The sequence below is a fragment of the Halomonas alkalicola genome (genome assembly GCF_030704205.1).
Taxonomy (GTDB): domain Bacteria; phylum Pseudomonadota; class Gammaproteobacteria; order Pseudomonadales; family Halomonadaceae; genus Halomonas; species Halomonas alkalicola.
The window spans coordinates 507,220-530,301 of record NZ_CP131913.1 but is presented as its reverse complement, the minus strand read 5'-3'; the positions used below and the strand labels follow the sequence as shown (position 1 = coordinate 530,301).

Here is a 23,082-nt window from a genome sequence, read left to right as displayed (position 1 = left end):
TAACGGCGGCGTGGCGGGGCGCTCCCGCCATCCCCCTTTCGCCCAAGTGTGCCTCGGCGGGCGCGCCGCTACACTGGATCGATTTCCGCAGCCCGGAGTCGTCATGCGCCTGCTTCACCGTGCCTCCTCGTGGCGTTCGCTGTTCGCCCACGAGGAGCATCCCGACCCTGCGCGGCTGCCGCCGCTGCTGGCCCCGCTGCGCGACGCCCTTGCCGAGCTGGGCCCGGCGCCGACCCTGCCCGAGGCCCACGCCTGGCAGCCTCGCCTGGCGGAGGCGCTGATGCGCCTCGACCTCCCCGCCTGGCGCATCAGCCAGCTGATCAGCGACCACAATGACTGGCTCTACCGGCGCGCCATCCAGCTGGCCCTGAGCGAGATGGAGGGACAGGGGTGGGGCACGCCGCCGGTGCCCTACTGCGTCATCGTGATGGGCTCCGGGGCTCGCCAGGAGAGCCTGCTCGGCCCCGACCAGGACAACGGCATGATCATTGCCGACTATCCGGACAGCCGCCACACCGAGGTCGACGGCTATTTCCAGGTGCTGGGCGAGCGCTTCACCGACCGGCTGGACCAGGCCGGTATCCCGCTGTGCAGCGGCCATGTGATGGCGCGCTGGCCCATGTGGCGCAAGCGGCTCTCGGAATGGAGCGAGCAGCTGGCTATCTGGACCGCCGGGCGACGGGTCAAGCGGGTGCAGCAGGCCAACATCCTGCTCGACTTCCGGGCCGTGCATGGGGAGGGCACGCTGGCGGAGGCACTGGCCGACCGCGTGGCGCGGCTGATGCCCCAGGCCGGGCTCTTCCTGGACGAGATGGGCGCGCTGCTCGACGAGCTGCCGGTGGCCCTGGACCGCTTCGGTCGACTCTCGGGGTCACTCGACGGGGCGCCCCATGAGCGGGCGATCAACCTCAAGCAGCAGGCGGTGCTGCCGCTGGTGGCCGCCGTCCGCTTGCTCTCGCTGCGCCATGGGGTGCGCGAGGTCGACACCCGGGAGCGGCTGGCGGTGCTGGTGCTGAAGGAGGCGCTTTCCGCCGAGACCAGTCGCGCCCTGACCGCGGCGCTGGAGCGCCTGCAGGGGCTGCTGCTGGAGGAGCAGTGCCGGGGCGTCAGGTCGGGACGCGGCGCCGATGGCTGGGTCGACCTGTCGCGCCTCGGCGAGGACCAGCGCCTGCTGCTGCGCCATGACCTGCAGCAGATCAGGGCCCTGAAGCGTCGCGCCAGGCGAGGTTAGGCCTTGGGCGCCTCGGGCAGCTCCATGATCAGGCAAGCGCCGCCCAGGGTGGGGGCGTCCTCGACCCACAGCCGGCCGCCCAGGTGGGCGACGATGCCGCGGCTGATGGGCAGCCCCAGGCCGCTGCCGCGCGGGCGCCCACGGCTCTTCTCGGGGCTTTCGCCGGGGCGCTGGATCTGGTGGAACTTCTCGAACACCCGCTCGCGCTCGTCGTCGGCGATGCCGGGGCCGTTGTCCTCCACCGCCAGGCGGTAATGGTTCTTGTGGCGGGCTAGGCGCAGTAGCACCCGCGGGTCAGCGTCGTCGGCGGACTTGCCGGCGTTGTCCAGCAGGTTGATGATCACCTGCTCCAGGCGATCCGGGTCGCCCACCACCGCCGCCGTCTCGACCTCGATGCGTACCCCCAGCGCCACCCCGCGGTTCTCCTGCATATGGTGCACGGCATCCACGCTGTGGCGGGTCAGCTCCACCAGGTCCAGCTTCTGCGGGTTGAGGGTCAGCCGGCCGCTCTCAAGGCGAGCCAGGTCGAGGATCTCCTCGATCAGCCGCGACAGCCGCTGGCTCTCCTTGACCACCACGTTCAGGAAGTGGACCCGCTTCTCCTCGGGCAGGTCGCCGCTGTCGCGCAGGATCTCGGCGAAGGCGCGGATCGAGGTGAGCGGGGTGCGCAGCTCATGGCTGACCATGGCCACGAACTCGTCCTTGAGGCGATCCAGCTCGCGCAGGCGCTCGTTGGCGGCGCGCAGCTCCTCGCTGGCCCGGGCCAGCTCCTCGGACTTCTGCTCCAGGCGGCGGTTGACCTCCAGGGTTTCCGAGGTGGTGTCGAGGATGCTCAGTATCGATTCCAGGTCCAGCGCCTCGCCGCGCACCACGGAGTTGATCAGCACGCGAGCCGAGGCATTTCCCAGCGCCCCGGAGAGCGCCTGCTCGGCCCGGGCGATCAGCTCCGGCGGGGCCGGCTGGTCGTTGGTGGGTTCCTCGCCTGGATAGCCGGTGAAGACCCGGGCGGTGGCGTTGGCGCCCAGGTAGCGGTCGAGCAGGGAGCGCAGCTCGCCCCGGGTGGTCTGGCCGTGCCACAGCGAGGTCTCCATCAGGCTCGGGTGCATCGCCTCGGTGAACAGCGCCGCCTGGGTCTGCTCCAGCGGGGTCTGCCGGGTGAACAGCGAGACGCCCACCAGCAGGCCGACGTTGGCGGTCAGGCTCCACAGCAGGGAGTGGGAGTAGATGTCCCAGCCCTCCAGGCCGAACAGGGCGTAGGGCCTCAGCCACGCGAGGCCGAAGGGGCCCGCGCTCAGGAAGGCGTCGTCCAGCCACCCCGACTGGGCGAAGCCCGGGATCAGCAGGGTCCAGGCCCAGATCAGGGTGCCGGCGATCAGCCCCAGGGCGGCGCCGCGACCGGTGGCGCCGCGCCAGTACATGCCGATCAGCATCGCCGGGGCGAACTGGCAGGCGGCGGCGAAGGAGACCAGGCCGATGGTCACCAGGCTGTAGGAGTCGCCGATCAGGGCATGGTAGAGGTAACCCAGCAGCAGGATCAGCACGATGGCGACCCGGCGAATGCCCAGCAGCCAGCCGGCCAGCTCGCCGCGGCTGCTCAGGTGGAGTCGCCGGGTGCGCAGCAGCAGCGGCATGATCAGCTGGTTGCTGACCATGGTGGAGAGCGCGATGGTCTCCACGATCACCATGCTGGTGGCCGCCGACAGGCCGCCGATGAAGACCAGCAGCGGCAGCCCCTCGAAGCCCGCCGAGAGCGGCAGGGTCAGCACGTAGCTGTCCGGGTCGCCGGCGGAGAGCAGCATGCCGGCCAGGGCGATGGGGATCACGAACAGGTTGATGGCCAGCAGGTAGAGCGGAAAGAGCCAGGTGGCGCGCTTGATGTGGCGTTCGTCGACGTTCTCCACCACCAGCACCTGGAACTGGCGGGGCAGGGCGATGAAGGCCAGGAAGGCCAGCACCAGCATACCCATCCAGCCGCTGGCGCCGCCGGGAATGGCGTCGAGCCCCATCGCCCCCACCAGGTCGGGGCTCGCCGCCACCTGGGCGAAGAGGTCGCCCGGGCCGTGGAAGAGCCCGAAGACCACGAACAGGCCCACCGTAAGGAAGGCGAGCAGCTTGATCAGCGACTCGAAGGCGATGGCCGCCACCATGCCCTCGTGGCGTTCGCTGGCGTCCAGGTGGCGGGTACCGAAGAGGATGATGAACACCGCCAGCACCAGGGCGACCCAGAAGGACTTGTCGACCCAGAACGCCTCCTCGGCGATGCTCAGCTCCGGCGCCTGGGGATAGTTGACCAGCACCGCATGGCTGACGGTGATCGCCTTGAGCTGCAGGGTGATGTAGGGGGTGATGCCGATCAGCGCGATCAGCGCCACCAGGGCGCCGAGGCTCGAGCTCTTGCCGTAGCGGGCGCTGATGAAGTCGGCGATGGAGGTGATGCGCTGGGCGCTGGCGATGCGCACCATCTTGCGGATCAGGAAGGGCGCCAGCAGCATGGCCAGGGTCGGGCCCAGGTAGATGAGCAGGAAGCTGGGGCCATACTGGGCGGCCCGGCCGACGCTGCCGTAGAAGGTCCAGGCGGTGCAGTAGACCGCGATGGAGAGGGCATACACCGTCGGCGAGCCGATCAGCGAGCGGCCCTGCTCGGCGCGGCGGTCGCCCCAGGCGGCGATCACGAAGAGCAGCGCCAGGTAGCCGAAGGCGACGCTCAGCACCACGGCATCGGTCCTCATCGCCCGGTCTCCGTCATCGTCACTCTCCCGAAGGGTGCTCGAGCAGCCAGGCGGCCAGCGCGATCACCACGGCCCAGGCCACGAACAGGTAGAGCGGCAGCCAGGAGGGCCCCCCGGCGGGCCGGTCGAAGAGCAGCACCAGCGGGGGGGGGGAACAGCAGCGTGGCCACGAGCACCAGCGCGGTGAGCCGTTCGCCGAGGCGCGGGGTCTTCATGCCGACCGCCGCTGGGGCCAGGCCAATGGGGTCATGAGGCGCAGGCATCCTCCTTGGTCAGGGCGCTGTTCTGCAGGGCCAGCGCCTGCTCCAGGGTCTCGATGCCGCGGGCCTCCAGGCGTGGCAGCAGGGCCAGCCACAGCTCGGCGGTGACCCGGGCGTCGCCCAGGGCGGTATGCCGCGTGCCCGGCGGGAAACTCAGTCCGTAGCGCTCGGCCAGGCTGTCGAGGTCGTGGCCATCCAGGCTGGCATCCAGGGCCCGCGAGATCAGCAGTGTGTCGAGCACCGGCATGTCGAGGGTCACGCCGGCCCCCGGCGGCTGCAGGGCGAGCAGGTCGAAGGCGGCGTTGTGGGCGAGGATCACCGCGTCGCCCACGTAGTCGCGAAAGCGCGGCAGCACCACCGGCAGCGGCGGGGCGCCCGCCACGTCGGCGTCGGTGATGCCGTGGATCGCGGTGCTGGCCGGGGGGATCGGCTTGCCGGGATCGACCCGCATGTCGAACACCTCGCTGGCCAGCAGCCGGGCGTTGACGACCCGGCAGGCGCCGATGCTGATCACGGTGTCGCCGCGCCGCAGTTCCAGGCCGGTGGTCTCGGTGTCGAAGGCCACTACCTCCAGGGCCCGCAGCGGGCGGGCCGCGAGCTCGGCGTCCGGCGGGGGCAGCTCGGCGATGCCGAAGTCGTGGAACTCCGGACGCGGCTCGGTGGCCGGGCGCGGCGCCCCGACCCGCTCGGTGGCGGGCAGCGGCAGGCGCAGGCGGGCATGCACGCCGTCGTCATCGGCCAGGCTCCAGGCGTCGCTTGCATGCTGGCGCAGCACGTCGGCGACCCGCGGCGAGAGCGGCAGGTCGTCGAGGCGCTGCTGCTGCCACTCGGTGAGCTGGCGCTCGCTGAGCGGTGCCCCGCGCCAGATCAGGTCCAGGTAGACCCGCTTATTGCCCAGGCAGACTTCGCCCTCGAGACCCTGCGGGCTGCGCTGCTGCTGGAGGCTGTCGATCAGGGAGCCCAGCAGCACCAGCAGCGCCGTGGCGTCGCCCTTGAACCAGGCGGGCATGCCGACCGGCACCACCGTGACCTGGCCGTTGCGACGCTCGTTGAGGGCCTGCCACAGGTCGTTGGACCATAGCGGCACCAGCCGTTCGCCCTCGTGCTGCATCTGTTCCACCAGGGCGGCGAGCTGCTCGATGTCCTGGCCGAGGGACTGGCTCTCTTCGTCGATCACCCGCTCGAGGCGCTGGCGCATCTCCCCCGAGGCATTGCCCAGGGAGCTCAGGGCATCGGCCGCGCTGGTCAGGCTGGCGCTGTGGCGGCGCAGGCGGGGCAGGCTGTCGAGCAGCTCGGCGCGGGCACCCATCTCGCTGGTCCAGGCGGCGGTGGTATCGCTCAGGGTGAGCAGGGTCTCGCCATGGCTGCCGGGCACCCGGCGCAGCACGGCGCGCAGCCAGCGCTCGTCACAGGGCACCAGCACCTCCCGCGGCGAGCCGTCACGGGGCAGCTGGCCCAGGGCATCCTGGAGGCTGGTGGCGGGCAGCAGGCTCTCGAGACGCTTGCCCAGCCCCAGCCCGTGATGATCCTCGAAGAGTGTCTCGGCCGCTTGGTTGAAGAGCAGCACCCGACGGTGCTGGTCGCAAAGCAGCAGCGGGGTGTCGAGCACCTGGAGCAGGGTCTCGAGCTCCTGGCGGATGCGGGCGGCGCTGCGCGCGCCTTCGGCGTGGGCAGTGGCCAGGCGGCCGCGGTCGGCCCGCCAGGCATCGCGCACCCTCACCAGATCGGGGCCCAGCGCCCGCAGCCAGCCCTCGGGGGGGTAGTCCTCCCGGGCGTCGGGGTTGGCCACCAGGCGCGCGAGCTGCACCTGCAGGTGGCGCAGCGGGGTGAACAGCTGGCGCTCCAGCAGCAGGCCGACCAGGAAGATAGTGCCGCCGCCCGAGAAGCAGCCCAGCCACAGCACCAGGCGGGCCAGTCCCTGGGGTTGGAAGAGGGTGTCGAGCCACAGGGCGAAGGTGGCGCCGCCGAAGACGCTGATGCCGCTGAGCAGCAGCCAGAGGCCGATCAACCGCTGGCGGCGGGGCAGCCCGGAGAGACGTCGAGCCATCAGGAGACCTCGGCGAGCAGCGCCTTGACCTTGTCGACCAGCGCCTGGGTGGAGAAGGGTTTGGTGATGTAATCGTCGGCGCCCAGCGCCAGTCCCTTCTCGCGCTCCACCTCGCGTCCGTGGGCGGTGAGCATGATGATCGGCAGGCGGGCGTGGCCGGGATCGGCGCGCAGGCGTTCCAGCACGTCGAAGCCGCTGATACCCGGCAGGCTGATATCCAGCAGGACCAGGTCCGGGGTGCCCTCGGCCACCCGCGCCAGGGCGCTCTCGCCATCCTCGGCGGTGACCACCTCGAAACCTGCCTGCTGCATCAGGAACTCCAGCGACAGGACGATGTTGGGTTCATCGTCCACCACCACGACCTTGGCCATGGCGTTCTCCATTCTCGTTGTCATCGTTGTTGTCTTGGGGACTCATTGCTGGTCAGTCTAGTGCCCGGCCGAGGCGCAGCAAAGGCGACCTTGGCAGGAGATCGGCGGCCTGCGCCGTGCTAGGGTGCGTGAGGCAAGCGCACCAGGAGGCAACATGATCGAAGTGCATCATCTGGAAAACTCCCGCTCCCAGCGGGTGGTCTGGCTGCTGGAGGAGCTGGGGGTGGCCTATGAGCTGGTCACCCATCGCCGCGATCCCTCCACCCTGCTGGCGCCGGATTCCCTGCGGGCCGTCCACCCGCTGGGCAAGGCGCCGGTGATCCGTGACCTGTCTCGAGAGGGGCGGGTCATGGCCGAGTCCGGCGCCATCATCGACTACCTGATCGAGCACCATGATGGCGACCGGCGGCTGGCCCCGACTGCGGGAAGCGATGCCTGGGAACGCTATCGTTTCTGGCTGCACCATGCCGAAGGGTCGGGGATGGGCCCGCTGGTGATGCGCCTGGTGTTCTCGCGGCTCGGCCAGCCGCCGGTACCCGCCCTGGCGCGTCCGCTGGGGCGTCTGTTCGCCCGCGGGGTGGAGCAGCAGTACCTGGGGCCGGAGATTCGGCGGCTGGGGGACTTCTGGGAGGGCGAACTGGCCGAGGGCCCCTGGTTTGCCGGCGCGACGTTCAGCGCCGCGGATATCCAGATGAGCTTCCCGGTGCTGGCGCTGGCCGGTCGCGGCGGGCTTGCGGGCTATCCGCGTCTCGAGGCATTTCTCGCCGCCTGCCGTGAACGCGAGGGCTGGCAGCGCACCGTGGCGCGGATCGGCGAGTTTCGCCTGGCCGGGGGCTGAGCCTCAGCGGCCGGGGTCGTCCTGGCCCTCGGCCCGGGCGCCGGGGCCGAAGGGGCCGAGCCACAGCCACACCTGCACCACCACCAGCAGCGGCAGCAGCCAGAGCGGCGCCCCGGTGGTGGCCACCAGCAGCCGGTAGATCACAAAGCCGATGATGCCGGCCGCCAGGCCCACCAGCGGAAAGAGCAGCGGACGCTGGTAGCCGGGGCGGCGCGAGAGGCGATAGAGGGTGCCGATGAAGGCGCCGAAGGCACCGGTCATGGCCAGGGGGAGAAGCAGGTCCTGCATGGCGGTCTCGCTTTGCGTGGTGGTCAGAGAGGTAATACCATCCGGGGCAAGCCATCGCCAATGCCGCCTTCGGTGGGTTGCTGTGCCCCGACAGAGCTGGTAGCGATCACGAAAAAGGGCAGGCCGCCGGCCCGCCCCTTGTACACGGTTGCGAGATGGCTCGTCAGGCCAGCCCGAGTTCGTGGGTCGCTTCCTCGCGCATCTTGAACTTCTGGATCTTGCCGGTGACGGTCATCGGGAACTCGTCGACGAACTTCACGTAGCGCGGCACCTTGTAGTGGGCGATCTTGCCCTTGCAGAATGCCTTGAGCCCGTCGGCGTCGAGCTGCTGGCCGTCGGCCAGCTTCACCCAGGCCATCACCTCCTCGCCGTACTTCTCGTCCGGCACGCCGATCACCTGGACGTCGGAGATGGCGGGGTGGGTGTAGAGGAAGTCCTCGATCTCGCGTGGGTAGATGTTCTCGCCGCCGCGGATGATCATGTCCTTGATGCGCCCCACGATCGCCACGTAGCCCTCGTCATCCATGGTGGCGAGGTCGCCGGTATGCATCCAGCCGGCGCTGTCGATCGCCTTGGCGGTGGCCTCCTCGTTGTTCCAGTAGCCCAGCATCACGCTGTAGCCGCGGGTGCAGAGCTCGCCGGTCTCGCCGCGGCCCACCACGGCACCGGTCTCCGGGCTCACCAGCTTCACCTCCAGGTGGGGGTGGATGGTGCCCACGGTGGTGACGCGCTTCTCCAGCGGGGCGTCGGTCTGGGTCTGGAAGCTTACCGGGCTGGTCTCGGTCATGCCGTAGCAGATGGTGACGTCCTTCATGTTCATGCGGTCGATCACCTTGCGCATCACCTCGATGGGGCAGATGGAGCCCGCCATGATGCCGGTGCGCAGGTGGGAGAGGTCGAAGCTCTCGAAGTTGGGAAGTTCCAGCTCGGCGATGAACATGGTGGGCACGCCGTAGAGGGTGGTGGCCTTCTCCTCGGAGACCGCGCGCAGGGTCGCCTCGGGGTCGAAGCCGTCGCCCGGGTAGATCATGGTGGCGCCGTGGGTCACGCAGCCCAGGTTGCCCATCACCATGCCGAAGCAGTGGTAGAGCGGCACCGGGATCACCATGCGGTCCTCCTCGGTGAGCGCCATGGTGCGCGCCACGAAGAAGCCATTGTTGAGGATGTTGTGGTGGGAGAGGGTGGCGCCCTTGGGCGCGCCGGTGGTCCCGGAGGTGTACTGGATGTTGATCGGGTCGTCGAACTGCAGGGTACCCTGCACGTCGGCCAGGTGCTCGGCGGAGACCTCATCGGCGTGGGCCAGCATCGACTGCCAGCTGAACATGCCGGTCAGCGCCCGGTCGGCGTCCAGGCAGACCACCCGCTTGAGCTCGGGCAGCTTGGCGCTCTTGAAAGTGCCGGGGCCGCCTTCGCGCAGCTCGGGCGCCAGCTCGGCCAGGGTCGCCACGTAGTCGGAGCTCTTGAACTTGCCCTGCAGGATCAGCGTGGAGGCGCCGGACTGCTTGAGGGCGTACTCCAGCTCATGGGTGCGGTAGCTGGGGTTGATGTTGACCAGCACGGCGCCGATCTTCGCCGTGGCGAACTGGGTGATGGTCCACTCGGCGCAGTTGGGTGACCAGATGCCGACGCGATCGCCCTTGGTGACGCCGAGTGCCAGCAGGGCGCGGGCGGCCTGGTCGACGGCGGCCTGCAGCTCGGCCCAGGTGTAGCGAAGCCCCTGGTGGAGGCTGATCAGGGCCTCGCGGTCGGGGAAGCGGGCCACCGTCTCATCGAAGCAGTCGCCGATGGTCTGGCCCTTGAGGGGAGTGTCGCTGATGCCGCTGACGTAGCTGATCGGATTATGTTGGCGTGTCATCGTCTACCGTCTCTTTGTTGTTGCTGGGTGTGCAGTGGTGCAACACGGTCATGACCCTGGTCGTGGCTGGCTCAGTGCGTCGGGGGCTCGACGCCGAGGCCGGCGAGCACCTCCCGGGCGCGGCTCTCCACGTCGTCGAGCTCCTTGTGCATCAGCCGGATGTCCTCCAGCTGGCGCTCCAGGTTGGCGCGCTTGTCGGCCAGGATCTCCAGAAGACGCTGAAGCTGGCGGGCGTTACCGTCGGGCATGGCGTCATACATCATCACCACCTCGCGGATCTCGGCCAGCGAGAAGCCCAGGCGCTTGCCGCGCAGGGTCAGCTTCAGGCGCACCCGATCCTTCTCGTGATAGATGCGGGTCTGGCCTCGGCGTTCCGGGGCCAGCAGCCCCTCCTGCTCGTAGAAGCGGATGGTGCGCGGCGTCACCTCGAACATCTTGGCCAGCTCGCCGATGCCGTAGGTGCGGCGCTGGCGGGGCAGGCCGCCGGGCTGGGCCGCGGCGCTCGCTGTGTGCTGAGTCATGAGCGTCTTCCTTTATTGTAGGGGCGGGGCGGGGCGTAGGCCGCCCGCCTGACGGCAACACTAGCCGAGGTTTACGTTAACGTAAAGTGCTTGTTCGACCATGGAGTGATGTGGGATAAACCTAGCAAGTGCTAGGTTGGTAGCAGCCGGCAGCAAGGCGTCAACGACACGACAGCCAACAACAAGACAATCGACACGTGAAACGAGGATAGCACCATGGATTTCTCCCTGAGTGACGACCAGAAGGCGCTGGTCCAGGCCGCCGCCGACTTCGCGAAGGCCGAACTGGCCGATCACGCCGCCGAGTGGGATGCCCGCTCCCACTTCCCCCTCGATGTCATTCGCCGCGCCGGCGAGACCGGCTTCCTGGGGATCTACACGCCCGAAGAACACGGTGGACTGGGGCTGTCGCGCCTCGACGCCTCGCTGATCTTCGAGCAGCTTGCCCAGAGCTGCGTGGCCACCACCGCCTACCTCTCCATCCACAACATGGTGACCTGGATGATCGCCAGCTGGGGCGACGACGCCCTGCGCGAGGCCTGGGTGCCGCAGATGATCAGCGGTGAGGTGCTGGGCTCCTACTGCCTCACTGAGCCCGGCGCTGGTTCGGATGCGGCCCATCTGCGCACCAAGGCCGTGCGCGAGGGCGATGAGTATGTGATCAGCGGCAGCAAGATGTTCATCTCCGGCGCCGGCAGCACCGAGGTGCTGGTGGTGATGGCGCGTACCGGCGCGCCCGACAGCGGCGCCGGTGGGGTCTCGGCCATCGTGGTGCCGGCCGACGCCGCGGGCATCGAGTACGGGAAGAACGAGGAGAAGATGGGCTGGAAGAGCCAGCCGACCCGGCTGGTGAGCTTCGATGGCGTGCGAGTACCGGTCACCAATCGCCTGGGAGCGGAGGGCGAGGGCTTCAAGTTCGCCATGAAGGGGCTCGACGGCGGGCGCCTAAATATCGCCAGCTGCTCCCTGGGTGCCGCCCAGCATGCCCTGACCCTGTCCCGCAACTACATGAGCGAGCGCAAGCAGTTCGGCCGCGAGCTCAACCAGTTCCAGGCGCTGCAGTTCAAGCTCGCCGACATGGCCACCGAGCTCACCGCCGCCCGGCTGATGGTCCGCCAGGCCGCCTGGCGCCTCGACCAGAACGACCCCGAGGCGCCGGTCCACTGCGCCATGGCCAAGCGGTTCGCCACCGATGTAGGCTTCCAGGTCTGCAACGAGGCCCTGCAGCTCCACGGTGGCTATGGTTATATCCGCGAATACCCCCTGGAGCGGCTGGTGCGCGATACCCGCGTGCACCAGATCCTCGAAGGCACCAACGAGATCATGCGCCTGATCGCCGCGCGTCGCCTGCTGGCCGATGGCGTGATCGAATCCCTTCAGCTCACTTAAGAAAATAGGGAGACCAGGATGTCGGACCTTCCCGTGACCTTCGACGAGCTGCCTACCGCCTGCGGCGGGCGCATCGGCGTGGCCACCCCCAACGCCCCCAGATCGCTCAACGCCCTTTCGCTTGAGATGGTGCACCAGCTCGAGGCCAAGCTCGACGCCTGGGCGGTGGATCGCAGCATCGTCGCCGTATGGCTCGAGGGCAGCGGCGACAAGGCCTTCTGCGCCGGTGGCGACGTGGTGGCCCTCTACCGCTCGCTGACCGAGGCGGGCGAGAACCGCGGCGCCGGCCGCGACAGCCTGCTGGCCGAGACCTACTTCACCGCCGAATACCACCTCGACTTCCGTATCCACACCTACCCCAAGCCGCTGATGGTGTGGGGCGATGGCATCGTCATGGGCGGCGGTCTCGGGCTGATGGCCGGGGGCTACCAGCGCATCGTCACCGAGACCACCCGCATCGCCATGCCGGAGATCACCATCGGCCTCTACCCGGACATCGGCGCCAGCTGGTTCCTCAACCGCATGCCGCCCGGGGTGGGCGCCTACCTGGGCCTGACCGGCGCCCAGCTCAACGCCCGGGACGCCCTGGACCTCGGCATGGCCGACCGCTTCATCCCGCGCGAGCGCCGCGGCCTGGTGCTTGCCGCCCTGACCGAGGCCGATTACGGCGACCGCAGCGGCGCAGCCCTGCGCGCCGGCGTCCAGGCCGCCCTGGACCGCCATGAAGATCGCACCACGGCCCCGACGGGGCAGGTGATGCCGCGTATCGATCATCTCCAGGCCCTGGTGGGCGCCGTGGATGCCGCCACCGCCGTGTCGCGCATCCTGGCCGACGAAGCCGACGACCAGTGGCTCGCCGCCAACCGCCAGCGCCTGGCCGACGGCTGCCCGCTCAGCGCCCAGCTGGTCTGGCGCATGCTCGATCGTCACGCCCACACCAGCCTGGCCGATGCCTTCCGCGACGAGCTCGTGCTGTCGGTGCAGTGCTGCCGCCACAGCGACTTCGTCGAGGGCGTGCGGGCGCTGCTGATCGACAAGGACAGGGCCCCGCGCTGGAGCCATGCCGACGCGGGCAGCGTGCCGGAGGAGGCGATCCAGGCGCTGTTCGTCTCGCCCTGGAGCAGCGAGGACCACCCCCTGCGCGACCTCGGCCTCGGCCACCGCGTCGGCTGACGGCATCAATGCCCCAACAACAACGTCATAATCTCAAGGAGCCATCCATGAATATCGCCTTTATCGGCCTCGGCAACATGGGCGCGCCCATGGCCAGCAACCTGGTCAAGGCCGGCCACAGCGTCACGGTCTTCGACCTGATGGAGAGCGCCATGCAGGCGCTGGAGAGCGAGGGGGCCAGCCGCGCTGACAGCGCCGAAGAGGCCGCCCATGGCGCCGAGGTGATCATCTCCATGCTGCCCGCCGGCGTGCACGTGAAGGGGCTGTACCTGGGCCGCAACGGCGAGCCGGGCCTGCTGGATGCCGTGGAGGGCAAGCCGCTGGTGATCGATGCCTCCACCATCTCCCCGGACGACGCCCGCGCCGTGGCCGCCGCCGCCGCCGAGCGCGGCATCACCTGGCTGGATGCCCCTGTCTCCGGCGGCGTGGGCGGCGCCAAGGCCGGCACCCTGACGTTTATCGTCGGCGGACCCCAGGCGGGCTTCGACAAGGCCAGGCCTGTGCTCGAGGCCATGGGCAAGAACATCTTCCACGCCGGCGACCACGGCGCGGGGCAGGTGGCCAAGATCTGCAACAACATGCTGCTCGGCATCCTGATGAGCGGCACCGCCGAGGCCCTGGCGCTGGGGGTCAAGAACGGCATGGATCCGTCGGTGCTCTCCGAGATCATGAAGCAGAGCAGCGGCGGCAACTGGGCGCTGAACGTCTACAACCCGTGGCCCGGCGTGATGGAGGGCTCCGCCGCCTCCCGCGACTACCAGGGCGGCTTCCTGACCGACCTGATGGCCAAGGATCTGGGCCTGGCCTGGGAGTTGGCCCTGGGCTCGAAGTCCTCGGTGCCCATGGGCTCCCAGGCCCGCAACCTGTTCGCCCTGCACAGCGCCCAGGGCAGCGGCGCCCTCGACTTCTCCAGCATCCAGAACCTCTACCGCGCCGGCGAATAACGCCTCGGTGCTGCCTGGGGGGAGCTCCTGCAGGGGGCTCCCCCTGCTGCGTCTGCTCCCTGGCTCCGACCGGCCCAGCTCCACGCTCCTTGCTGTCGGTGTGGCACAATGTCCGCCCGGTATCGCAACGAAGGGTTCGCCCGATGGCATATGTTCTGGTAATGGGCGGTCTGGCGCTGTCGGTGAGCTTCACCCTGGGCTGGATACTCTGGCGCGCCGCACGCTGGGCCTGGGGGCTGGTGGCCGCGCCGCCCGCGCGGCGGGGCGTAAAACCCAGAGCGCGCGCCCGCAAGGCACCGGCGGCGCGCAAGGCGGCCGCCAGGCCGAGTGCAAAGCCGGCCCCGCGTGAGCCCTGGGGGCTCACGCGCTGGCTGTCTCGCCGCCACTCCGCTCCCCCCCTGGCAAGCCTTGCCCTCATCCTCTACGGCCTGACCCGGGTGGCGGAGTTCGGCATGACCCAGCGCCCCCTGTCACCTCCCGCCGGCTATCACCGCCTGGTGGATGGCCTGGGCTGGCTGGCCGCTGGGCTGCTCGCCCTGGCACTGATGAACCTGCTGGCGCGCTGGCGCTGCCGGGAGGAGTGAGCGAACCAAGTGAAACCCCCGTGGCGAGGCGACTGGGCGAGACCAGCCTGATGTTCCTGGTGGACCACACGCTGTCTGTCGAACAGATGGGCCGCCTGGCCGACACGGTCGCCGAGGTGATGGCCATGGCGACGCTGGTGGAGCGCAAGTGGCCCGCATTCGAACGTCGGCGCCGGCCTCGTGTCATAGCGGGTGACAGGCAACCGGAGATCGACCGTGCTCGCAGATATCCAACGATTCTTCCAGCAGGTGCTGGCCGATCCCGAGGCGCGGGATGACAAGGCGCCGACCCTGGAGCTGGCCACCGCCGCCCTGTTGTGCGAGGTGATGCGCGCCGACTATCAGGAGGACCCGGCGCAGCTGGTGGCGCTGCGCGAGATGCTGCGAGGCCGCTTTGCGCTCGAGGACGAGGCGGTGGATGAGCTGGTCGACCTCGCCCGGGAGGAGGTGGAGAGCTCGGTGGACCATTACCAGTTCGTCAGCCTGATCAAGCAGCACTATGACTACCCGAAACGCTGTGAGCTGGTGCGCATGATGTGGGACCTGGCGCTGGCCGACGGCGAGCACCATCACCTGGAGGAGCACCGCATTCGTCAGCTCGCCGACCTGCTGCACGTGGGCCACGGCGACTTCATCCGCGCCAAGCTCCATGCCAGGGGTGAGCGCGCTTGAAAGAATTCTCTGCAGGCGGTGTTTCTGTCAGAGAAAAATATCGATCATGGGTTTCTTGGTAGATGTAGCATCTTAATTTTCCGTCACTTGCCGATGTTCCGCCGAGGCCTGCTAGACTTCACGCCATGATTGCCCTGCCGCGAGGCGGGGTTTTCTCTTTGGCTGAGCAGGGAGACTTCCATGTCCCGCAACATCATCGTTCTCGTTCTCGGCGCCGGGATGGTCGGCGTCTCGGTGGCCTGGCACCTGGCGCGCCGCGGCCACGACGTTACCCTGGTGGATCGTCGCGCCCCGGGCCTCGAGACCTCCTTCGGCAATGCCGGCATCATCCAGCGCGAGGCGGTGCGCCCCTACCCCTTCCCCCGGGATCTCGGCACCCTGCTGCGCGTGCTGCCCAACCGCGAGGTGGACATCCGCTATCGTCCGACCGGCATGGTCGGCGCGGCGGGGCCGCTGCTGCAGTACTGGATCAACTCCGGCGGGGCGCGCTACGAGCGCATCGTCAACGAGTGGGCTTCGCTGATCATGCGCTGCCAGGATGCCCACGCGCCGATGATCGAGGCCTCCGGCGCCGAGGCGCTGGTGCGCAAGGGGGGCTGGCTGGAGCTCTACCGGACCCGAAAGGCGCTGGACGAGCGCCTGGTGGAGGCCAAGGAGAACCACGAGCGCTTCGGCGTGGAGTACGAGGTGCTGGATGCCCAGGCGCTCTATGCCAAGGAGCCGCACCTGGCCGAGGGGCTGGTCGGTGCCATCCACTGGACCCAGCCGTGGATGGTGGCGGACCCGGGCGGCCTGGTGCAGGCCTACGCCGCGAACTTCGAGGCGCTGGGTGGCCATGTGATGCAGGCCAGCGTCGAGGAGGTGCATCAGGTGGGCACCGGCTGGCGCGTCACCACCAGCGAGGGGGCCCTGGAGGCGCAGCAGGTGGTGGTGGCCATGGGCCCCTGGAGCGGCGAGCTGCTGTCACGGCTGGGCCTCGAGGCGCCGCTGTTCGTGAAGCGTGGCTATCACATGCATTACTCGGCGGAGGGAGAGGCCAGGCTCAACCACTGGGTGATGGATGCCGAGCGGGGCTTCCTGCTCGAGCCGATGCGGGCCGGCATTCGCCTGACCACCGGCGCGGAGCTGGCCGACCTGGACGCGCCGCCCCAGTACAAGCAGCTGGCGGCGGCGGAAAAGGTGGCGCGCAAGCTGTTCCCCCTGGGCAAGCGACGCGATGCCCAGCCGTGGAAGGGCGCGCGTCCCTGCATGCCCGACATGAAGCCGGTGATCGGCGCTGCGCCCGGCAAGGAGGGCCTGTGGCTGGCCTTCGGCCATGGCCACCAGGGCTTCACCCTGGGGCCCGCCACCGGTGAGCTGCTGGCCCAGATGATGGATGGAGAGACCCCGGCGGTCGACATGACGCCGTTCCGGCTCGACCGTTTCTGACGGTGCCTCGCGGCGCGAGGCCCTCAATGACAGCGGGCGCCTGGTTGCCAGGCGCCCGCTGTCGCGTCGGGGGAGGCTAGCCCTCGGCCTTGCCGTTGCCGCTATTCCGGCGGCGCAGCTGGTGGATGGCCAGCTTGATCAGCACCGTGACCACGAAGACCAGCCAGCCGGCGGTGGCGAAGACGTTGAACAGCAGCATCTTCTGAGGGCCGTTCAGCGGGGCCAGCATGCTCTCGATGACGATGCCGAAGAAGAAGGCCAGGGTCAGTGGCAGCGCCAGGATATGCATCCACATCTCGGTGCGCCGCTTGCGCACGTGGTAGCGGCGCAACAGCACGCGAATGGGGCGATGCACGAAGCTGACCAGCACCAGCGCCCCCAGCATCAGCAGCGCGGCCAGGGTGGGCTCGATGCTGCCGACCTGCGCCGTCAGGCTGATCGACCAGTACACCACCAGCCAGGACAGCCCGGACAGCACGGTGACCAGATCGGCATAGTGGCGCACCTTCGGCATGTTCTCTTCCCTCGTTGGATCTGCGGGCATGATACGGGAAATCAGCGCCGCGTGAAGAGCCGGCGAACCCAGTACCAGCGGTTGATCAGCAGCGCGGCGAAGATCAGCGCACAGCCCGCGAGCTGCAGCGGCGTCATGGTCTCGCGGTACCAGGCGGCGGCCAGCAGCGCGGTCCAGACCGCCTCCAGCATCAGGATCACCGCGGCATGGCTGGGGGTGGTGAGCCCCTGTGCATGCACCTGGAGGAAGAAGCGCAGGGTGCTGGCCAGCAGCACGCTGGCGGCCAGCCAGCCGAGGGTCTCCCCGCCGATGTGCCCAGGCCAGGGCTCGATCACAAGCGAAGCCAGGCCGAGCAGCAGGCCTACCACGCTGAGCTGGATCACCGTGAGCGGGAGGGCCGGGACCCGGTGCACCACTCGCGAATTGACGTTGATCAGGATCGAGAAGAGCACCGCCGAGGCGGTGATCAGGCCCTGGCTGGCCTCGATGCGTAGCCCGGCGTTGAGCGACAGCAGGGCGAAGCCGACCAGCGCCACCGGCAGGGCGATCCAGGTGGTGCGCGGCGGGCGGTCGCCGAACAGCAGGCGGGCCATCACCGGCACCAGCAGGATGCCGAGGCTGTTGATGAAGGCGCTCTCGCCGAGGTGGCGGGAGTGGTAGAGGCCGAGGATCCACAGTGCCAGGGCGGCGCTGAACAGCACCCCGACGCCGGAGGCGGCCAGGATGTCCCTGCGGGACAGCCGACGCAGGGCGGGCAGGGCGAAGGCCCCGAGCAGCATCCCGGCCAGCAGGAAGCGGGTGCCGATGAACAGCAGCGGCGGCATGCCGTTCAGGGCCTCCTTGGAGAAGATCCAGCCGGCCGCGGCCAGCAGGGTGACCAGCAGCAGCAGCAGGTCGGCGCGCAGCGGCGCTCGGGCGGTGGTGTTGGGCATGGGGTCCTGAGGGGCGGAGAGTGGGCTCGAGACGGGCAGCATGGATGTTAGCAGACAAAGCAACTTGCCGTGTGCCGATCGGCATGCTCGCCCGGCGGCTTCCGGTATCTTTGGGCATCTTTCCGTATAATGGGGCACATGTTCCCTTGACCCGCCGACACAGGACCCGCCGTGACTTCATTGACCCTGACCCGCCCCGATGACTGGCACCTGCACCTGCGTGACAACGAGGCGCTGGCCGCCGTGGTCGGTGCCACTGCCCGCCAGATGGGCCGTGCCATCATCATGCCCAACCTCACGCCGCCGGTCACCACCACCGAGCAGGCCCTGGCCTACCGCGAGCGCATCCTGGCCGCGCTGCCGGCGGGCAGCGCCTTCGAGCCGCTGATGACGCTCTACCTCACCGACAGGACACCGGCCGAGGAGATCGAGCGCGCCCACGCCAGCGGCCTGGTGCATGCGGTCAAGCTCTACCCGGCCGGTGCCACCACCAACTCCGATTCCGGCGTCACCGACCTCGCCCACTGCGACGCCGCCATCGCCGCCATGGCGAGGCTCGGCCTGCCGCTGCTGGTGCACGGCGAGGTGACCGACGCCGAGATCGATATCTTCGATCGCGAGGCGGTGTTCATCGAACGGGTGATGAAGCCACTGCTCGAGCGCCATCCCACCCTGAGGGTGGTCTTCGAGCACATCACCACCGCGGATGCCGCCGAATTCGTGACCAGCGCGCCGGCCAACGTGGCCGCGACGATCACCGCTCACCACCTGCTCTATAACCGCAACCACATGCTGGTGGGCGGCATTCGTCCCCACTACTACTGCCTGCCGATCCTCAAGCGCGAGCGTCACCGCCAGGCGCTGCTGGCGGCGGCGACCTCCGGCAGTCCCAAGTTCTTCCTGGGCACCGACAGTGCCCCCCATGCCCAGGGTGACAAGGAGAGCGCCTGCGGCTGTGCCGGCGCCTACACCGCCCCGGCGGCCATCGAGCTCTATGCCGAGGCCTTCGAGGCGGCAGGTGCCCTGGCGCGCCTGGAGGGCTTCGCCAGCCACTTCGGGCCGGACTTCTACGGCCTGCCTCGCAATGCCGACACCGTCACCCTGGTGCGCGAGCCATGGCAGCTGCCGGCCTCGCTGCCCTACGCCGCGGGTCAGCGCATCGTGCCGCTGCGTGCCGGCGAGACGCTGGCCTGGAAGCTGCAGGCGTAACGCCTCTGCACCCGCCGGGGCCATGCGAGGCCCCGGCGGGCGCGGCCAGTTTTCGGGCAGGGCCTCGCCCGGATCTGTTATCGTGCCGTTGAATTCATCGGACCTGAATGGAGAATCCCATGCCACTCCTGGACAGTTTTCGCGTTGATCATACCCGGATGGAGGCGCCCGCCGTGCGGGTCGCCAAGGCCATGCAGACCCCCTCCGGCGACAAGATCACCGTCTTCGACCTGCGCTTCTGTCTGCCCAACCGGGAGATCCTCTCGGAGAAGGGCATCCATACCCTGGAGCACCTCTTCGCCGGTTTCATGCGGGACCATCTCAACGGCCCCGAGGTGGAGATCATCGACCTCTCGCCCATGGGCTGCCGTACCGGCTTCTACATGAGCGTGATCGGTACGCCCAGCGAAGCGGACGTGAGCCGCGCGTGGCTGGCCGCCATGGAGGATGTCGCCCGGGTGCCGAGCGCGGACCAGATCCCCGAGCTCAACGAGTACCAGTGCGGCACCTACACCCTGCACTCCCTGGAGGAGGCGCAGGCGATCGCCCGGGACATCATCGCCCGCGGGATTGGCGTCAACAGCAACGAGGCGCTCTACCTGAGCGAGGCCTTCCTGAAGGAGGCGGAGGGCAAGAGCGCCTGAGCGCCTCGCAGCCAGGGCCTTCGGGCCTGCCATCACGCGACACTGCCGGCCCAAGGGCCGGCAGTGTCGTATGTGGGGGCGTCATGGCGGCGTTGAGGGCGCGCTGGGCGCCTCGGCCGGCGAGACCTGGCGCGTCAGGAAGTCGATGCCCGCCTCGATGGCGCTGCCCCGGGTCAGGAAGCTCAGGAAGTGACCGCGCCCATGCTGCAGATAGAGCTCGGCCTCGCCACCGCGGGCCACCAGCGCCTGCTGGAAGTCGGTGCTGTGGTCCAGCGGCACCAGGCGGTCGCGGGTGCCGTGGAACAGGAAGAAGGGCGGCGGCTGGCCGTTGATCTGACGGGCCAGTGAGGCGAGGGCATACTGCTCCGGCACCTCGGCGCGGGTGCCGCCCAGGAACTCCACCACCAGCCGACCATCGGGAAACTTGAACAGGTCGCTCGGGATGCCGCCGGCGAGCACGGCGGCGGGCTGGGTGTGGTCGCCACCATGGGGGTCGGCCAGGGGCCCCTCCGCCCCGGCCAGGGCCAGCAGGCTGACCAGGTGGGCGCCGGAGGAGAAGCCCACGCCGACGATCCGCGCGGTGTCCACTCGCCACGCTTAGGCGTTGGCGTGGATCCAGGCCATGGCCTGCTGGAGGTCGTGCAGCTGGGCGGGGAAGCGATGCTCCGGGGCGAAGCGGTGTTCGATGTTGATGGTGACGTAGCCGCGGGCGGCCAGCTGTTCGGCGATGCCGGCCATGTCCCGCGGGGTGCGGTTCTGCCAGCCGCCGCCGTGGACCAGCAGAGCGGCGGGGCGTAGTGCATCATCCGCCGAGCGCGGCAGCAGCACCTCGGCTCGCAGGGGCCTGGGCCAGTCCGGTGGGGTATAGGTCCGCGCCGGCAGCGCATCGAAGGCAAGGCTTGGCGCTTCGGTCGGGGTCGCCGCCACCGGCGCGAAGGTGTCGTCGAGGTGGGTGGAGCCGCAGCCGGTCAGCAGGGCGCCGGCCAGCAGCAGCGCCGGCATCCACCGCCTGGGATCAGGCCCGCTCCGCCAGGGCATCGCTGGGCTGCTCGACGGGGAGGTTCGCCAGGCGCTTCACCATGGCCTCCACCATGTGGGCGGAGTGGGTGGCGGCCTTCTCCAGGAACTCTTCGAAGGAGAGGTGGTTGTCGCCACCGCCGGCGATATCGGAGAGGGCGCGGATCACCACGAAGGGGCAACCGTAGAGCAGGCAGGTCTGGGCGATGGCGGCGGCCTCCATCTCGGCGGCGAGCATGGTGGGGAAGCGTCGGCGGGTCTGCTCCACCAGGTTGGGGCAGGCCATGAAGACATCGCCGGTGGCGATCAGCCCCTCGACGACGCGGACCTCGCCCAGGGATTCCACGCACTCCCGCGCGATGGCCACCAGGCGCGGGTCGGGCAGATAGGCGGCGGGCATCTGCGGTACCTGGCCATGCTCGTAGCCGAACACCACGGCGTCCACGTCATGGTGGCGCACCTCGCTGGAGATCACCACGTCGCCGATCGCCAGATCCTTGCCGAAGCCGCCGGCGGAGCCGGTGTTGATCACGGCGTCGGGCTTGTAGATGTCCAGCAGCAGGGTGGTGCCGACCGCCGCGTTCACCTTGCCGATGCCGGACTGCAGGATCACCACCTCGACCCCGTGCAGCCGTCCGCTGTGGAAGGTGGAGCCCACGTGAGAGCGGGTCTCGCGCCCCTCCAGCAGGGAAGCCAGGTGCTCTACCTCCTGGGCCATGGCGCCAATGATTCCGATGCGTTGCATAGCAGGTCCTGGTGGTGGGGGCCCGCCGCGGCGGACCCCGAAGTGAGTCTCGGGTGCTGACGGGTATCGGGGTCAGCGTGTGTCGTGCATGTCGGCGGCCTGCAGGGTGTTCTCGAGCAGGGTGGCGACCGTCATGGGGCCGACGCCGCCAGGCACCGGGGTGATCCAGCTGGCGCGTTCGGCGGCGGCGGCGAAGTCGACGTCCCCCCCCAGGCTGCCGTCCTCCAGCCGGTTGATGCCCACGTCGATGACGATGGCGCCCTCCTTGACCCACTCGCCCTTGACCAGCCCCGGCTTGCCCACGGCCACCACCAGCAGGTCGGCGCGACGCACGTGCTCCTCGAGGTTCTGGGTGAAGCGGTGGCAGACGGTGGTGGTGCAGCCGGCCAGCATCAGCTCCAGCGCCATGGGGCGCCCGACGATATTGGAGGCGCCGACCACGGTGGCGTCCAGCCCGCGCACCCGGAGATCGGACTGCTCGAGCAGCGTCATCACCCCCTTGGGGGTGCAGGGGCGCAGCATGGGCAGGCGCTGGGCCAGACGGCCCAGGTTGTAGGGGTGGAAGCCGTCCACGTCCTTGTCGGGACGGATGCGTTCGAGGATCGGGCGGGCATCCAGGTGGGCGGGCAGCGGCAGCTGGACCAGGATGCCGTCCACCGTCGGGTCGGCGTTGAGCCGGTCCACCAGGGCCTCGAGCTCCTCCTGGGAGGTCTCGGCGGGTAGCTGGTGCCGGAAGGATTCGATCCCCGCTTCCACGCAGGCGTTGTGCTTGTTGCGCACATAGACCGCCGAGGCGGGGTCCTGGCCCACCAGCACCACGGCGAGCCCCGGCACGCGGGCCCCGGCGTCGCGACGTGCCTGAACCTGGCGTGCGACCTGCTGGCGGACTCGGGCGGCTATGGACTTGCCATCGATCAGTTGGGCGGACATCGCGCTTCCTCTGGCGGCTGGGTGGGCGGTGCGGGCTGGCAGCCGGCCCGCGGAAGAAGGCGTGATTTTCGCATGCCGCGGCGTCGAAACAAAGCGCCAGGCCCCAATGTCGATGATCCAAGCGCTTGACCGCAGGGGAAAGTCACGTAGAATACGCAGCGCTCGACGAGGCCCCTGCGGCGGCGTCAGGCCGGCATGAATCGCGGCGGAGTGTAGCGCAGTCTGGTAGCGCGCCTGCTTTGGGAGCAGGATGTCGGGGGTTCGAATCCCTCCACTCCGACCACAACCTGTTGAATGGTCTGCAGAAAACGAGATCTACGGGTTGCGGTTCGGCAGTCTGAAGAGTAGAATGCGCCCATAGCTCAACCGGATAGAGCAACGGCCTTCTAAGCCGTAGGTTGCAGGTTCGAGTCCTGCTGGGCGTGCCAGCTCTGGCAGGATGCGGTTCGAGTTGTTGTCGATTATGGTGGATGTAGCTCAGTGGTAGAGCCCCGGATTGTGGCTCCGGTGGTCGTGGGTTCGATCCCCATCATCCACCCCATTTCGACAGGCGTTGGTTTCGGCTGGCGTTAGTTTCGACAGTTGTTTCAAGGCAGTGGTGGATGTAGCTCAGTGGTAGAGCCCCGGATTGTGGCTCCGGTGGTCGTGGGTTCGATCCCCATCATCCACCCCACTCCTTGACTCCCTCCGTTCGATCCTCGTTTCTGTTCTTTTGTGACGTTGTATCCTCACGCGGGCTCCACGAGTCGGCGATCTTGGCG

At 69.0% G+C, this 23,082-nt stretch carries 20 protein-coding genes, 4 tRNA genes and 1 pseudogene; 14 read left to right on the top strand and 11 right to left on the bottom strand.

Annotation, left to right across the window (positions count from 1 at the left end):
- Nucleotides 1–103: 103 nt before the first annotated feature.
- Nucleotides 104–1,231, top strand: coding sequence for a DUF294 nucleotidyltransferase-like domain-containing protein (locus B6N23_RS02540; RefSeq protein ID WP_305501628.1), 1,128 nt, complete (start codon nucleotides 104–106; stop codon nucleotides 1,229–1,231).
- Here B6N23_RS02540 and B6N23_RS02535 read toward each other — a convergent pair.
- From B6N23_RS02535 to B6N23_RS02520, 3 genes are all read right to left on the bottom strand, one after another.
- Complete coding sequence (locus B6N23_RS02535) at nucleotides 1,228–3,960, bottom strand: ATP-binding protein (protein ID WP_305501627.1); 2,733 nt, start codon at nucleotides 3,958–3,960, stop codon at nucleotides 1,228–1,230. The genes B6N23_RS02540 and B6N23_RS02535 overlap by 4 nt on opposite strands.
- 246 nt (nucleotides 3,961–4,206) lie before the next feature.
- Entirely contained in the window at nucleotides 4,207–6,267 is a 2,061-nt protein-coding gene (locus B6N23_RS02525; protein ID WP_305501626.1) for a 3'-5' exonuclease, read from the bottom strand.
- Nucleotides 6,267–6,638: a response regulator transcription factor gene (locus B6N23_RS02520; RefSeq protein ID WP_305501625.1), complete on the bottom strand. Its 372-nt coding sequence runs from the start codon at nucleotides 6,636–6,638 to the stop codon at nucleotides 6,267–6,269. The genes B6N23_RS02525 and B6N23_RS02520 overlap by 1 nt, the downstream gene beginning before the upstream one ends.
- A gap of 154 nt (nucleotides 6,639–6,792) precedes the next feature.
- Between B6N23_RS02520 and B6N23_RS02515 the strand changes: the two genes are divergently transcribed.
- Nucleotides 6,793–7,476, top strand: a complete 684-nt coding sequence (locus B6N23_RS02515) for a glutathione S-transferase (RefSeq protein WP_305501624.1) — start codon at nucleotides 6,793–6,795, stop codon at nucleotides 7,474–7,476.
- Nucleotides 7,477–7,479: 3 nt separating this feature from the next.
- Here B6N23_RS02515 and B6N23_RS02510 read toward each other — a convergent pair whose 3' ends face one another.
- The 3 genes from B6N23_RS02510 to B6N23_RS02500 all read right to left on the bottom strand — a co-directional run bounded on the left by B6N23_RS02510 (nucleotide 7,480) and on the right by B6N23_RS02500 (nucleotide 10,140).
- Nucleotides 7,480–7,764 carry a hypothetical protein gene (locus B6N23_RS02510; protein WP_305501623.1) on the bottom strand — a complete coding sequence of 95 codons (285 nt, stop codon included), beginning with the start codon at nucleotides 7,762–7,764 and terminating at the stop codon, nucleotides 7,480–7,482.
- A 163-nt stretch (nucleotides 7,765–7,927) separates the two neighbouring features.
- A complete protein-coding gene (locus tag B6N23_RS02505) occupies nucleotides 7,928–9,619 on the bottom strand; it encodes an AMP-binding protein (protein WP_305501622.1) in 1,692 nt (563 codons plus the stop codon).
- A gap of 71 nt (nucleotides 9,620–9,690) precedes the next feature.
- A complete protein-coding gene (locus B6N23_RS02500; RefSeq protein WP_305501621.1) occupies nucleotides 9,691–10,140 on the bottom strand; it encodes a MerR family transcriptional regulator in 450 nt (149 codons plus the stop codon).
- Between the two features lie 216 nt (nucleotides 10,141–10,356).
- On the opposite strand from B6N23_RS02500, the gene B6N23_RS02495 reads away from it, so the two are divergent.
- The 6 genes from B6N23_RS02495 (at nucleotide 10,357) to B6N23_RS02470 (ending at nucleotide 16,330) form a co-directional block, all read left to right on the top strand.
- Nucleotides 10,357–11,529 carry an acyl-CoA dehydrogenase family protein gene (locus B6N23_RS02495; RefSeq protein ID WP_305501620.1) on the top strand — a complete coding sequence of 391 codons (1,173 nt, stop codon included), beginning with the start codon at nucleotides 10,357–10,359 and terminating at the stop codon, nucleotides 11,527–11,529.
- A gap of 18 nt (nucleotides 11,530–11,547) precedes the next feature.
- Nucleotides 11,548–12,702 carry an enoyl-CoA hydratase/isomerase family protein gene (locus tag B6N23_RS02490; RefSeq protein ID WP_305501619.1) on the top strand — a complete coding sequence of 385 codons (1,155 nt, stop codon included), beginning with the start codon at nucleotides 11,548–11,550 and terminating at the stop codon, nucleotides 12,700–12,702.
- Nucleotides 12,703–12,749: 47 nt separating this feature from the next.
- Nucleotides 12,750–13,646: a 3-hydroxyisobutyrate dehydrogenase gene (mmsB, locus tag B6N23_RS02485; RefSeq protein ID WP_305501618.1), complete on the top strand. Its 897-nt coding sequence runs from the start codon at nucleotides 12,750–12,752 to the stop codon at nucleotides 13,644–13,646.
- Between the two features lie 143 nt (nucleotides 13,647–13,789).
- Nucleotides 13,790–14,230 carry a hypothetical protein gene (locus B6N23_RS02480; protein WP_305501617.1) on the top strand — a complete coding sequence of 147 codons (441 nt, stop codon included), beginning with the start codon at nucleotides 13,790–13,792 and terminating at the stop codon, nucleotides 14,228–14,230.
- Nucleotides 14,231–14,446: 216 nt separating this feature from the next.
- The gene (locus tag B6N23_RS02475; RefSeq protein WP_302142709.1) at nucleotides 14,447–14,902 is read left to right on the top strand and encodes a tellurite resistance TerB family protein; all 456 of its coding nucleotides are present in this window, start codon (nucleotides 14,447–14,449) and stop codon (nucleotides 14,900–14,902) included.
- A gap of 180 nt (nucleotides 14,903–15,082) precedes the next feature.
- The gene (locus B6N23_RS02470) at nucleotides 15,083–16,330 is read left to right on the top strand and encodes an NAD(P)/FAD-dependent oxidoreductase (protein WP_305501616.1); all 1,248 of its coding nucleotides are present in this window, start codon (nucleotides 15,083–15,085) and stop codon (nucleotides 16,328–16,330) included.
- Between the two features lie 76 nt (nucleotides 16,331–16,406).
- Here the strand turns inward: B6N23_RS02470 and B6N23_RS02465 are convergent, their stop codons facing one another.
- Nucleotides 16,407–16,844 carry a hypothetical protein gene (locus tag B6N23_RS02465; protein ID WP_169958195.1) on the bottom strand — a complete coding sequence of 146 codons (438 nt, stop codon included), beginning with the start codon at nucleotides 16,842–16,844 and terminating at the stop codon, nucleotides 16,407–16,409.
- A 41-nt stretch (nucleotides 16,845–16,885) separates the two neighbouring features.
- Nucleotides 16,886–17,776: a DMT family transporter gene (locus B6N23_RS02460; protein WP_169958196.1), complete on the bottom strand. Its 891-nt coding sequence runs from the start codon at nucleotides 17,774–17,776 to the stop codon at nucleotides 16,886–16,888.
- Between the two features lie 171 nt (nucleotides 17,777–17,947).
- Between B6N23_RS02460 and pyrC the strand changes: the two genes are divergently transcribed.
- Complete coding sequence (pyrC, locus tag B6N23_RS02455) at nucleotides 17,948–18,985, top strand: dihydroorotase (protein ID WP_302142717.1); 1,038 nt, start codon at nucleotides 17,948–17,950, stop codon at nucleotides 18,983–18,985.
- Between the two features lie 119 nt (nucleotides 18,986–19,104).
- Entirely contained in the window at nucleotides 19,105–19,629 is a 525-nt protein-coding gene (gene luxS, locus B6N23_RS02450; protein ID WP_305501615.1) for an S-ribosylhomocysteine lyase, read from the top strand.
- An 81-nt stretch (nucleotides 19,630–19,710) separates the two neighbouring features.
- On the opposite strand, the pseudogene B6N23_RS02445 reads toward luxS, so the two are convergent.
- The 3 genes and pseudogenes from B6N23_RS02445 to folD all read right to left on the bottom strand — a co-directional run bounded on the left by B6N23_RS02445 (nucleotide 19,711) and on the right by folD (nucleotide 22,321).
- A pseudogene (locus tag B6N23_RS02445) lies at nucleotides 19,711–20,631 on the bottom strand (alpha/beta hydrolase fold domain-containing protein).
- Nucleotides 20,632–20,644: 13 nt separating this feature from the next.
- Nucleotides 20,645–21,391 carry a 5'-methylthioadenosine/S-adenosylhomocysteine nucleosidase gene (mtnN, locus tag B6N23_RS02440; RefSeq protein WP_305501614.1) on the bottom strand — a complete coding sequence of 249 codons (747 nt, stop codon included), beginning with the start codon at nucleotides 21,389–21,391 and terminating at the stop codon, nucleotides 20,645–20,647.
- 72 nt (nucleotides 21,392–21,463) lie between these two features.
- Complete coding sequence (gene folD / locus B6N23_RS02435) at nucleotides 21,464–22,321, bottom strand: bifunctional methylenetetrahydrofolate dehydrogenase/methenyltetrahydrofolate cyclohydrolase FolD (protein WP_305501613.1); 858 nt, start codon at nucleotides 22,319–22,321, stop codon at nucleotides 21,464–21,466.
- Nucleotides 22,322–22,527: 206 nt separating this feature from the next.
- On the opposite strand from folD, the gene B6N23_RS02430 reads away from it, so the two are divergent.
- From B6N23_RS02430 to B6N23_RS02415, 4 genes are all read left to right on the top strand, one after another.
- A tRNA-Pro gene (locus B6N23_RS02430) sits at nucleotides 22,528–22,604 on the top strand.
- 68 nt (nucleotides 22,605–22,672) lie between these two features.
- Nucleotides 22,673–22,749 (top strand) — tRNA-Arg (locus B6N23_RS02425).
- A gap of 38 nt (nucleotides 22,750–22,787) precedes the next feature.
- Nucleotides 22,788–22,862: transfer RNA gene (locus tag B6N23_RS02420), tRNA-His, on the top strand.
- Between the two features lie 57 nt (nucleotides 22,863–22,919).
- Nucleotides 22,920–22,994: transfer RNA gene (locus B6N23_RS02415), tRNA-His, on the top strand.
- Nucleotides 22,995–23,082: the final 88 nt, after the last annotated feature.